We start from the raw sequence: 12,291 nt of genomic DNA, 5'->3' as shown, positions 1-12,291 counted from the left end.
TGTTCATCGCGCTTTGCGTTGTCTTGTTCCCGGTCAGTGGTGGCGCATTATAGGGAGTCAGAAAAATCTGGCAACCCTTTTTTTGCATTTTTTTTCTGACTGCTTACTTATCACTCAAAACGACTATTTTTTGATTCTTTTTAGGGCTTCTGGTAACTCAGCAATACTATTAATGACAATATCTGCATTCTCCATAGCCTCATCAGTGACCTGCTCACCACTTTTCACTAACACAGTGGTACCAACTTTAGCCGCTTTTCCCGCTAGTATATCCGCGAGTTTGTCGCCAACCATAATAGAAGCAGCCATATCTATATTTAAGAATGATTGCGCATCTAGTAACATCCCTGGCTTTGGTTTGCGGCAGTTGCAGTCTTGGCGATACTCTTCAATTTCCGCTTCGATATGATGAGGACAAAAATAGATACCATCTAAGTCAACACCGCGGTCGGCTAACGACCAATCCATCCACTCTGTTAGCTGCATAAACTGGTCCTCGGTATAAATACCACGGCCTATGCCAGATTGATTAGTTACAATGACTAATGCATAACCCATTTTTTTTAATTCTAACATCGCTTCAATCGAGCCTTCGATAAATTCAAAGTCATCGATTTTATGAACATAGCCATGATCGATATTGATTGTTCCATCTCTGTCTAAAAAGACTGCGGGGGTCCCGTTACTCACCGATTTGCTCCTCAAATTTAATATCTTTTTAGTATCTCATGAAAAGAAAAGAAATGAGAATAGAATAAATAGAACAATCTTTATTGACTTAGACGTCTAGACGCCTTAACATCCAACAATATTAGATACACTATCTAAAAAAACAATTCAGATAAAAGTTAGAAAATATAAATGATAAAGCTCTCAAATATTAATAAGGTTTTCCAGCAAGGAAACCGTAACATTCAAGCGCTGACTGACATTAGCTTGCATGTTCCTGCTGGTCAGATATATGGCGTAATAGGCGCATCAGGTGCAGGTAAAAGTACACTTATACGTTGCGTAAACATGCTCGAACGCCCTACTTCAGGCCAAGTCGTCGTTGATGGGCAAGATTTAACAGCAATGACAGAAAAAACGTTGACGAGAGCACGCCGTGGCATCGGCATGATTTTCCAACATTTTAACTTATTATCTTCACGTACTGTTTTTGATAATGTGGCGCTTCCTTTAGAGCTTGATAATACGCCTAAGGAAAAAATTAATGAGCGCGTTAATGAATTACTCGAACTGGTTGGTTTAACCGACAAGAAAGATAGTTATCCTGCTAATCTTTCTGGAGGGCAAAAACAACGCGTTGCTATTGCGCGAGCCTTAGCAAACTCCCCCAAAGTTCTATTGTGTGATGAAGCGACCAGTGCATTAGACCCTGCGACAACACGCTCTATCCTTGAGTTATTAAAGGATATTAATCGTCGTTTAGGATTAACTATCTTATTAATTACCCATGAAATGGATGTGGTAAAACGCATCTGTGACCAAGTTGCAGTCATCAGCGGTGGTCAGTTAATCGAGAAAGATAAAGTCAGTGAAGTGTTTTCTCATCCGAAAACACCGGTTGCCCAAGCATTTATTCAGTCAACATTAGTGATTGATATTCCAGATGACTATAAAGCTCGTTTAAAAGCTGAATCAGGCAGTGATTTATCGCCATTAGTGAAATTAGAATTTACAGGGCAATCTGTTGATGCTCCTTTAATTTCCATGGCTGTACGCAAGTTCGATATAGATATTAATATATTGAGCTCCCAAATCGACTACGCAGGCGGCGTTAAGTTTGGTGTAATGTTAGCTGAACTACATGGCATCAATGGTGGAGTAGAGTCCACAATTACATTTTTAAAAGAACACCATGTCAAAGTAGAGGTTTTGGGTTATGTCTGAGGGAATGATTTCACTACTTATAACAGGAACGATTGATACTATCATTATGACTTTCGTATCAGCGATCCTCGGTTTTTTATTAGGTGTACCGACAGGTGTTTTACTTTATGTCACTCGCCGTGGGCAAGTGATGGAAAATACAGCTCTTTATAGTGTAATTTCAGCGGTAGTGAACGTATTCCGTTCAATCCCGTTTATCATTCTATTAGTATGGATTAGCCCATTCACTAAATTCTTGGTTGGTTCGGCCATTGGTATTGAAGGCGCTATTGTTCCATTGACAGTTGGCGCAATTCCCTTTATTGCTCGTATGGTTGAAAATACATTATTAGAAGTACCAAGTGGTTTGATTGAAGCTTCAAGGGCTATGGGGGCAACACCGCTACAGATTATTCGTAAAATATTGTTACCTGAATCATTACCGGGGATTATCAACGCAGCAACTATCACATTAATTATGTTAGTCGGCTACTCAGCAATGGGCGGTGCTGTGGGTTCTGGTGGTTTAGGGCAAATTGCAATGCAATATGGGTATTACACCTACAATCCATTAGTGATGAATACCGTACTTGTTTTGTTAATCATTTTAGTTTTCATCATTCAATACACTGGTGAATACTTAATGAAAAAAGTATCACATCGATAGTAAGTAAAATAGCTGCGCCGTTAGGGTGCTTATAAAGTCCGTTTTAAAGGGGTATATCAATGTCTATTAAATTAAAATCTATCGCAGTTGTCGGCGCGCTATTAGGCACTCTAGTTCTCACAGGTTGTGGTGAGAAAGAAAAAGATGCCAACAGCATTAAAGTTGGTGTGATCATGGGCAAAGAATTAGAAGTTGCTGAGGTTGCACAAAAAGTTGCTAAAGAAAAGTATGGCTTAAATGTTGAATTAGTTTCATTTAATGACTTCGTTTTACCTAATGAAGCATTAAGCAAAGGCGATATTGATGCTAACGCATTTCAACACAAACCGTACCTTGATCAACAAATTAAAGATCGTAACTATAAATTAGTTCCTGTGGGCAATACTTTTATTTACCCAATTGCAGCTTATTCTAAAAAAATTAAATCAGTTGATGAATTAGCCGATGGTTCACAAATTGCGCTACCTAATGACCCGACTAACTTAGGCCGCTCTCTACTATTGTTACAACAGCAAGGTTTGATCAAATTAAAAGAGGGCACAGGTTTAATGCCTACTGTTCTGGATGTGGTTGAGAACCCAAAAAACCTGAAATTTGTTGAATTAGAAGCACCTCAATTACCACGAGCTTTGGATGACCAAAAAATTGCTCTAGCCATTATCAATACCACTTGGGCAAGTAGCGCAACACCAAAATTAACACCAGCAAAAGATGGTTTATTCGTTGAAGACAAAGATTCTCCATATGTGAATGTTATTGTTGCCCGTGAAGATAATAAAGATAGCGAAAATGTGAAGAAATTTATCCAAGCATATCAATCGGATGAAGTATCTAACAAAGCTAATGAAGTCTTTGATGGTGGTGCAGTTAAAGGCTGGTAATCTTTTTTATTATTAAAAAAACGATTAAAATACTAGGTGGCGTAATGCCATCTAGTATTTTTTGCAATTTATAGACTACAAAACATAGCAACTTAATTTTAGTAACCATATAAGAAAGGTATAACTTATGAGACTGTTATTGCTCACCTTGGTGGCTTTTACGCTAGCCGGGTGTGGAATTAACCAATACACAAGTCCAGGGCAAAACAAAGGTTTCACTAGTATGAAATTGTCTAAACCTGTACCTCGTGTCACAGAACCAGACACCGCAAATGTCAAATTAATGAATAGCCCTGAAGAGCTGTTAGGCATGCCTTTCAAAGACTTAGGTGTTGTTTCTGGGGAATCTTGCCGTGAAAGTGTTCAAAGCCCTCCGGCAAATCTAAACACAGCAAAAAACAGCATGTTAACCCAAGCTGCTTATATTGCCGCCGATGCAGTGCTTTTACATCAATGCCAAACAATGACCTCACCGGGCTGTTATCAGGCAACCATTTGTGAAGGCAGTGCATTACAAATTGTTGAATAATAAATCAATGCAATCTTTTCAATTTAATGTTATTGGCCATATTGAATCACCTTATAAAGAAAAGTTTGCCATCCCGCGCCAGCCTGGACTCGTTCTAGGCGGTGTAGGACGCCTACATTTACACCCGCCTTATAATGACCCAAACACTGTTCGAGGGCTCAAGCAATTTAGCCATATTTGGGTTTTATTTATTTTTCATCAAACGATGGAAGGCGGTTGGAAGCCTTTAGTTCGTCCGCCGCGCCTTGGTGGCAACCAGAAAATGGGGGTTTTTGCGACGCGTTCAACTTTTAGACCAAACCCTATCGGTATGTCACTTGTTGAATTAAAAGGGATAACGGAAAAAGATAATCAAGTTATCCTTGACCTAGGTAGCCTTGATTTACTTGATGGTACGCCAGTGATTGATATTAAGCCTTATTTGCCCTTCGCTGAAGCGTTACCAGAAGCCATTGCAGGATACGCACAAGAGGCGCCTACAGACGATATGCAGGTTATATTTACTGTACAAGCCCAACAGGAATTAAATCTCTATCAAAGACAATACCCTAAATTGAAGCAATTTATTGAACAAGTACTAATGCAAGACCCTCGTCCTGCTTATAAAAAACAATCTACTGAAATTCGTGACTACGCTGTCCATTTATTAGATTTTAATATTCGCTGGCGAGTAATTCGTGGTGTGACTGAAGTATTCGCTATTGAACCGTATGAAAAAACGCGTTAACCCCTTTTGGCAAATGTCAGTCACTGGTAGACTAGCTCTCTATATACCTTGGTAAGCAAACGACTTATCATAATTTGTTGTTCTAATGGAACCTATACAATGCGTACTAGCAAATATCTGCTCTCAACTCTAAAAGAGACCCCTGCGGATGCAGAAGTTATCAGCCACCAGCTGATGCTGCGTGCAGGAATGATCCGTAAACTTGCTTCTGGTCTGTATGACTGGTTACCCACTGGCGTGCGTGTACTACGAAAAGTAGAAACCATTGTTCGTGAAGAAATGGAAAATGCAGGTGCTATCGAGGTATCTTTACCCGTAGTTCAACCGGCAGATTTATGGCAAGAAAGTGGGCGTTGGGAACAGTATGGTCCTGAATTGCTACGTTTTGTTGACCGTGGTGAACGGCCTTTCGTTCTAGGCCCAACTCATGAAGAAGTCATTACTGATTTAATACGTAATGAAATCACCTCTTATAAACAACTGCCTTTGAATTTATTCCAAATTCAAACTAAATTCCGTGACGAAGTTCGCCCACGCTTTGGTGTCATGCGTTCACGTGAATTTATCATGAAAGATGCATATTCGTTCCACATCAATCAAGAATCGTTACAAGAAACTTACGATGCGATGTACGAAGCGTATAGCAAAATTTTCACTCGCATTGGCTTTGACTTCCGTGCAGTCCAAGCGGATACCGGCTCAATTGGTGGTAGCGCTTCTCACGAATTCCAAGTACTTGCGAAAAGTGGTGAAGACGACGTTGTTTTCTCAACGGAATCTGATTTTGCTGCAAACATTGAATTTGCTGAAGCAGTTGCACCTACGGCACCACGTGGAGCAGCAACAGAAGAAATGCGTTTAGTCGATACTCCAAATGCAAAAACTATTGCTGAGCTGGTCGAACAATTCCATTTACCTATTGAAAAGACAGTTAAAACATTAATTGTTCACGCCAAAAAAGATTCTGGTCATACATTGGTCGCGTTGTTAATCCGTGGTGATCATGAGCTTAATGAAATTAAAGCGGAAAAACACCCTTTAGTTGCGAGCCCACTTGAGTTCGCTTCTGAAGAAGAAATTAGAAATGCGGTAAATGCAGGTCCGGGTTCTTTAGGCCCTGTTAATATGCCATTACCTATCGTTATCGACCGTAGTGTTGCAATAATGAGCGACTTTGGCGCGGGTGCGAATATTGATGGTAAACACTATTTCGGTATTAACTGGGAACGTGATCTACCGACTCCTGACACTTTTGATCTGCGTAATGTCGTTAATGGTGACCCAAGCCCAGATGGTAAAGGGGTACTACAAATTAAACGTGGTATCGAGGTCGGTCATATTTTCCAATTAGGGACTAAATACTCTGAAGCGATGAAAGCTTCTGTCCAAAATGAAGAAGGCCATAATCAAATCGTGACAATGGGTTGTTATGGTATTGGTGTAACTCGTATCGTTGCAGCAGCTATTGAACAAAGCCACGATGAGCGTGGGATCATTTGGCCGGATGCGATTGCACCATTCCAAGTTGCAATTTTGCCAATGAATATGCATAAATCTTACCGCGTTAAAGAAGTTGCAGAAAAACTGTATGCTGATTTAAAAGCCAACGGTATTGATGTTATTTTTGATGACCGTAAAGAGCGCCCTGGTGTGATGTTTGCCGATATGGAATTAATTGGTGTGCCATACACCATTGTTATTGGTGATCGTAATTTAGATAATAACCAAGTTGAATACAAATCTCGTCGCAGTGATGACAAAGACTTGGTTGGTCTAGACAATGTGGTTAGCTTCTTAAAAGAAAAGTTAGCAGCTCGTTTAGTTAAATAACCAAAACAATAAAAAGCCCCCAGCCATTGGTTCTCCAACTATTGGGGGCTTTTTTTAAATATCTCGATATGAACCAATTTTAAAGCCACGCTCTAAGATCTGCATCTTTAAATTCTCTGAGGTCAGCACTTCTAATTCATTCAACCGTGGATAGGCATAATTGCTTTTTAATAAAGCATTATCAATAAATGCAGGATGACTCATTATCTCAATGGAGCGATTTCCATGTAGTTTCGCTTCGTCTAAAATCTGCAAAAATAATGACTCACTAATTTTATCACCATAAAACTCACTACTAAAAGAATCAGTGCTAGCAACTTGATATGACAAAGGCGGCCAATTTTTTTCTAATTGACGATCAACTCGCAATGCAATACCTTTTTCCTGTGCAAAGTTAACAATGATAGGAAAGACCCCTTCTATCATATGCACATGGTGATGGCTATCTATGTGACTAGGCTTTCGACCGAAAACCTCAATAAATTTCTGGTATTGCTGATTTAGCTCTTCTTCAATTTCATTTAATGGCAATTCATTTGTGTCTATATCCCACAACCATTTACCAAGCAAACCATCACGACACAAAGATGGCATCGATGAAAAAGGTTTGCCCGCGGTCAAAACAAAATGCATACCTACCGCTAAATTAGGGTAATCATGACTTAATTTTGCGGCATCCGATATCGCAGGCATATTCATCATAGCCGTAGTTGAATGAACAACTCCATTTCGATGGGATTCAATGATCCCATAGTTTACAGCGCGACATAATCCAAAATCATCAGCATTAACAATAAGTAATGAAGACATAGTATTTCCCTTAACCCTGTATATAATCGCCCTATTTACTTTCCTGCTCTAATTTTTTTATCACTTCATCAAAGTTAGGCAGGTATTTTTTATGAGCAATTAACAATTCTTTTGAAATTAAACGAGCATCTTTATCAGAGTGAATTAATGGATTTAGATTCATAGCCAATAAGACATCATTAAAATCACCATTGGTTGCAGCTCTACTTGTTGCTATTTCAAAGTTTTTCAATGTATAAATTAACCCTAGTACCTTATCATCGAAATGCGTAATTCTTGGATGAGGCATAGCACCATCACGTCCAAGTATACAGGTCATTTCTACAGTCCAATCGCTTGGAATATTATCAATATGGCCATGGTGTGGGATATTTACATAGTGCTCTGTCTTTTTATCATTGTAGATTGCATTTATCACTTCACAGGCAGCATCCGAATAGTATGCTCCCCCCCGCAGCTCTAATTCCTTAGGTTTAACATCGAGGGATGGGTTTTTATAAAGTTCGAAAAGTTGATGCTCAACTTTTTGCACAATTTGTGCTCGAGCCCCACCTTTATAATATTCGCCAAGCTCTATTGCTAACATTTCTTTAGGTTTAAAATAGTATAATAAATACGAGCAAGGGATTAGATTTAAGCCTCTAATTAACCCTTCTTCAAAGGCTAGGTCAGTAATGTTTTTTACTGAATTTGCGCTTAATGTCCCTGCGGCAATTCCTTCTAATAGTTCATCAAAGCGTGATACACCATTTACAATAACATCTTTGATAAAAACCATATGGTTTAAACCAAATAGATCTATTGATAACTCATCTTTTTCAGATAGTTGCAAAACATCTGTAATAAACATTTTCATACCGATTGGAATATTACAGACACCAATGAAGCGTTTAAAATCAGTATGACGATATACTGCTTCTGTCACCATACCTGCTGGGTTGGTAAAATTAATCACCCATGCATTTGGGCAAATCTCTTCAACATCTTTAATAATATCGAAAATAACAGGAATGGTACGTAACCCTTTAAATAACCCACCAGCACCGTTAGTTTCTTGCCCTAAATAACCATGTTTTAACGGAATTGACTCATCCAGCTCACGCGCTTTTAATTGACCAACCCTTAATTGAGTCGTAACAAAATCAGCATCTATTAATGCTTCTCTTCGATCTAATGTTTTATATAATTTTAAAGGGACTCCTGCATGTTTAACCATACGCTCACATAAGTTAAAAATAATATCTAACTTTTCTTTCCCTTCTTCAACATCAACTAACCATAATTCCGTAATAGGTAATTCGTGATACCGCTTAATAAAACCTTCCAACAATTCAGGTGTATAGCTACTACCACCGCCAATAGTGACAACTTTTAATTTCTGAGTCATATTAACCTCATTGAACCTTATAAAATGAATATAGAAAAGCACACCATCTTTATCAAAAGATGGTTATGCTTGAGTTTTCTTAAAAGAAAAATTAACTTAAATAAAAAATTAACCCACCATTTTTTGCTCAACACTAAATAGATTTTTTCTATAATCACTTGGTGTTAATGATGTTAACTCTTTAAATTTTTTCACAAATAAACTGGGGCTACTATACCCTGATTCAAATGCAATATCGGTAATTGAATAATTAGTTATTTCAAGCTGTTTTTTAGCAAAATTAATTCTTATATCATTAATAATTTGCATCGGCGTTTTGCCATAATATCGTTTTGTTGCGCGAGTTAAATACTCTTGTGATTTGCCAGTAATTGTTATCATATTTTGCAACGCACTTTCACTAAACATCGCGATATCATGCATTTCTTCCAATGTACTTTTTAACCATTGGGGGGCATCATCCCGCATACTTTTCTCACGAAAATGGCGTAACCGATTAACTACGTTAAATGTAACTAATTCAATAAATTCATTAAATTCGCTATCGCGGAAGTTCAATGATGCGATTACCGATTCGATATAAGCCATAAATTCATTTTTTAATTGGTAGCTTTGTGATGCAACAAAGCAATTTGGTAATAATGGCAGATAATGCTTATCGAAAAATGCTTTGCTAATTCCGACATTTAATATTCGTGTAGGACCAAAGTCATAAGCACTTTCATGGTAGGAGCCAATTGGTAGAAATACAAAATCCCCACGCTCTAATAAAACTTTTTTTCCATTTATAATTTGATAACAACGACCAGTTAGAACAATCATATATTCATAATAATCGTGTTGATGCAGTCCACTTGCACTCTCAACTTTATTATAAATAAAGACATGAAAGGTTTTATTATTAAAAAGTTCACTTTCTTGAACCAGTTTAATCTCAGCATTAGTGTCGGTTCTATTCATCAGTGTCTGCATCATGAGCCTCTCTCTAATGATTTATTTTTTCATGTAACTCAATTAATTCTGTAATTAATTCACGGGCTAACATAGCATTCATTAAGTGATCTTGAGCATGAACAAGAACTAAACTCACTTTGATTCTCCCTTCTCCCATATCACTTTCAATCAATTGAGTTTGTACTTTATGAGCTTCATTTAATGAAGAATGAGACTGCTCCATTAAATTTTTCGCTGTCACGAAATCACCCGCTTTGGCTTTTTTCAGCGCGGTGTAGGCTAAACTTCGAGCTTGCCCCGCATTAATAATTAACCCCATGACAACTTCTTCTAGTTCATTGCTTGCGTCTTCTTGGATATCATCAAGTTCAAACATATTTTTATCTCGACTTAAATGGGAGGAGCAAGCTCCTCCATATTTTAAAACTTCAGTGCATTCGCAATATCTTCTTCACTTTCTTCTTCATCTATCGTGTTTTGGGCTTTATTCGAAATGACCACAAACGGCAGATAAACAAGAACAGCAACACCAAGGTTGAATAAGGCAAGTAATAAGGCAGCAATACTTCCATTAGTGTTAAAGAAAGCAGCCAAACCTGTTGGCATCGTCCACGGAGCAATATTTGTCACTGGTGGGATGATCCCTAAAGAATATGCTGCCACCATTATTCCTGCCAATAATGGCTGAATCAAAATAAAGGGGATAAACATCACAGGATTCATAATGATCGGTAAACCAAAAATAATAGGCTCATTAATTTGGAAGATACCTGCAGGTAAAGCTAACTTAGCAACTTGGCGATGATCAGCACGACGTGAAGCAATAAAAATTGCAATAATCAGACCTAATGTCGCCCCTGTTCCACCTAAAAACACATAGGAGTCAAGCATAGGCTTCGCCCACATATGAAAGGATTTACCAGCTGCAATTGCTGCGTCAACTGAGCCATACTCTGCATATAAAGATACGTTTTCTAATGCCCAAGGCGTCATAATACCGCTATCTAACGCCGTTAATGCTAATGAACCATGGATACCAAAAAACCACAGCAGCGACGTAAAGACCACATAAGCCCATCCAACCACATTTCCCATCGATGCTAAAGGCGTTGAAACACTATCCATGATAATTTGATGAAAATTAGTGCTAATCCCCGTTAGCGCCCATGACACTATTCCCATAATAAATAAGATAATAAAACCAGGAATAAGTGCAGAAAACGAACGTGAAACTGATGGCGGAACGCTATCTGGTAATTTGATAACCCAATTACGGCGGACAATAAAAGTGAACATTTCAGCGACGACTAATCCTAAAATAATCCCTGAAATGATATTTGCTCCACCCAACCAATTCGCCCCAACGGCATAGGCACCATTTACATCATAAGGTGTTACTGTCATAAAAGAAGCTATAGCAAGTAACCCTGCGGCTAGCGGGTCAACTTTGCGTTCTTCTGCTAATGCCATGGCAATAAAGAAAGGGGCCATTAGAGACATAATACCTAGTGTCCCATTATAAACATTTCCCCCTATCACTTTAAAACCGTTTAATGTTTCGATTGTTGAAGGTTCTAATCGAACACCTAAAGAATAAAAAAACGACCCTGTATCAAAACTAAGAAAAACATTATTAATTAGTACAAACATAGCCCCAACGAGTGTTAGAGGCATTATTCTAATAAAACCATTCTTTATTGCATTAACATGAGGCTGCTTTCCCAATCGAACCGCGAATGGAAGGAGTACCTTTTCAAGCGAAGTGATAACAAGACTCATAAAAATACCCTCAATTTTTTGAGTATGCTCCATTCTTAATTAGCTAAAGATCGTATTAGCACCAATATCGATGGAGTTATTATGTAATAGAGGTAGTTAGTAGCGCTCTAATATTAACCTGCTGTTTGGTTTTTAATGATTGCCACGGCCGCTTTTAACACTCCTAATCCATCAACCTTGCCGTACAAAAGTGAGTCAATCACCTCAACGGGTTTGTTCGGCAATAATTTTTGAATATCAGATTGCATCCAAGCAATTTGCGGCCCAAGTAATACCAAATCAGCATCGACACCTTTTTCTGCTGCTAAGCTTTCAGGGAAAGCTTCAATGTTGACTGGTACATCATATTTCTCTGCCTGTTGCCTCATTTTGTTAACTAGCAGTGAGGTAGACATCCCCGCAGAACAAAATAAATAGATATTTTTTTTCTTCATTCCTTATCCTTAGATTCGTTCTATCTTTTAATTACCGCTGTAATTTATAAGTTTTTTTGCAGACTTACAGCATTTACTAACACTACAAACTAAAAATAAAAATTCTTTCTAGTTGAATGAAGTATACGTACTTCCCCTAGTTTTCGATATTTCAATGTCATCAAGAATTGTCTCTCATTGACTAATCGTTATGACCCCCCTCACATTTATACAAATATTTTGCGTTAATAAAAAAGTTATATTGATATCAAAAAAGCAAAGGCTGGTGAATATATTGATAAATCGAAGGGATTTTGGCTGATATTTTAGATAGTTAATAAAAGAAAAGGTCATGTATTCAATCCGGTGATTAACCTGTAATATAGGGTAATTTATCGGAGAATATTCATGGCTAAAGTCGATGTAAGGTGCCCATTTTGTC

The 12,291-nt window shown here is 38.0% G+C and carries 13 protein-coding genes; 6 read left to right on the top strand and 7 right to left on the bottom strand.

Going from position 1 to position 12,291, the window contains the following annotated elements; translation table 11 throughout:
• Positions 1 to 123 precede the first annotated feature (123 nt).
• On the bottom strand, positions 124 to 690 hold the full coding sequence (gene gmhB, locus ACPEH5_RS22470) for a D-glycero-beta-D-manno-heptose 1,7-bisphosphate 7-phosphatase (RefSeq protein WP_129466371.1): 567 nt from the start codon (positions 688 to 690) through the stop codon (positions 124 to 126).
• A gap of 171 nt (positions 691 to 861) precedes the next feature.
• On the opposite strand from gmhB, the gene metN reads away from it, so the two are divergent.
• The 6 genes from metN (at position 862) to proS (ending at position 6,506) form a co-directional block, all read left to right on the top strand.
• The gene (gene metN, locus ACPEH5_RS22465) at positions 862 to 1,893 is read left to right on the top strand and encodes a methionine ABC transporter ATP-binding protein MetN (protein ID WP_042848958.1); all 1,032 of its coding nucleotides are present in this window, start codon (positions 862 to 864) and stop codon (positions 1,891 to 1,893) included.
• Positions 1,886 to 2,539 carry a methionine ABC transporter permease MetI gene (gene metI, locus ACPEH5_RS22460; protein WP_042848959.1) on the top strand — a complete coding sequence of 218 codons (654 nt, stop codon included), beginning with the start codon at positions 1,886 to 1,888 and terminating at the stop codon, positions 2,537 to 2,539. The genes metN and metI overlap by 8 nt, the downstream gene beginning before the upstream one ends.
• Before the next feature lie 59 nt (positions 2,540 to 2,598).
• Positions 2,599 to 3,420: a MetQ/NlpA family lipoprotein gene (locus tag ACPEH5_RS22455; RefSeq protein ID WP_048606331.1), complete on the top strand. Its 822-nt coding sequence runs from the start codon at positions 2,599 to 2,601 to the stop codon at positions 3,418 to 3,420.
• 127 nt (positions 3,421 to 3,547) lie between these two features.
• Positions 3,548 to 3,949, top strand: a complete 402-nt coding sequence (rcsF, locus tag ACPEH5_RS22450; RefSeq protein ID WP_042848961.1) for an Rcs stress response system protein RcsF — start codon at positions 3,548 to 3,550, stop codon at positions 3,947 to 3,949.
• A gap of 7 nt (positions 3,950 to 3,956) precedes the next feature.
• On the top strand, positions 3,957 to 4,676 hold the full coding sequence (tsaA, locus tag ACPEH5_RS22445; protein WP_042848962.1) for a tRNA (N6-threonylcarbamoyladenosine(37)-N6)-methyltransferase TrmO: 720 nt from the start codon (positions 3,957 to 3,959) through the stop codon (positions 4,674 to 4,676).
• 99 nt (positions 4,677 to 4,775) lie between these two features.
• Positions 4,776 to 6,506 carry a proline--tRNA ligase gene (gene proS / locus ACPEH5_RS22440; RefSeq protein ID WP_048606330.1) on the top strand — a complete coding sequence of 577 codons (1,731 nt, stop codon included), beginning with the start codon at positions 4,776 to 4,778 and terminating at the stop codon, positions 6,504 to 6,506.
• A gap of 54 nt (positions 6,507 to 6,560) precedes the next feature.
• On the opposite strand, the gene chbG is transcribed toward proS, so the two are convergent.
• The 6 genes from chbG to ACPEH5_RS22410 form a co-directional block, all read right to left on the bottom strand.
• Positions 6,561 to 7,316: a chitin disaccharide deacetylase gene (gene chbG, locus ACPEH5_RS22435; RefSeq protein ID WP_281111456.1), complete on the bottom strand. Its 756-nt coding sequence runs from the start codon at positions 7,314 to 7,316 to the stop codon at positions 6,561 to 6,563.
• Positions 7,317 to 7,347: 31 nt separating this feature from the next.
• Positions 7,348 to 8,703: a 6-phospho-beta-glucosidase gene (locus tag ACPEH5_RS22430; protein ID WP_042848966.1), complete on the bottom strand. Its 1,356-nt coding sequence runs from the start codon at positions 8,701 to 8,703 to the stop codon at positions 7,348 to 7,350.
• A 108-nt stretch (positions 8,704 to 8,811) separates the two neighbouring features.
• Positions 8,812 to 9,678, bottom strand: a complete 867-nt coding sequence (chbR, locus tag ACPEH5_RS22425) for a transcriptional regulator ChbR (RefSeq protein ID WP_080750946.1) — start codon at positions 9,676 to 9,678, stop codon at positions 8,812 to 8,814.
• Positions 9,679 to 9,688: 10 nt separating this feature from the next.
• Positions 9,689 to 10,033: a PTS N,N'-diacetylchitobiose transporter subunit IIA gene (chbA, locus tag ACPEH5_RS22420; RefSeq protein ID WP_048606324.1), complete on the bottom strand. Its 345-nt coding sequence runs from the start codon at positions 10,031 to 10,033 to the stop codon at positions 9,689 to 9,691.
• A 44-nt stretch (positions 10,034 to 10,077) separates the two neighbouring features.
• Positions 10,078 to 11,436, bottom strand: coding sequence for a PTS N,N'-diacetylchitobiose transporter subunit IIC (chbC, locus tag ACPEH5_RS22415; protein WP_281111455.1), 1,359 nt, complete (start codon positions 11,434 to 11,436; stop codon positions 10,078 to 10,080).
• Between the two features lie 113 nt (positions 11,437 to 11,549).
• Positions 11,550 to 11,870 (bottom strand): PTS sugar transporter subunit IIB, encoded by a 321-nt coding sequence (locus ACPEH5_RS22410; protein ID WP_042848968.1) that lies wholly within the window; start codon positions 11,868 to 11,870, stop codon positions 11,550 to 11,552.
• Positions 11,871 to 12,291: the final 421 nt, after the last annotated feature.

This window comes from Providencia sp. NPDC089933 (assembly GCF_049545585.1).
Classification (GTDB): domain Bacteria; phylum Pseudomonadota; class Gammaproteobacteria; order Enterobacterales; family Enterobacteriaceae; genus Providencia; species Providencia huashanensis.
This window is presented reverse-complemented; position numbering and strand designations above follow the sequence as displayed.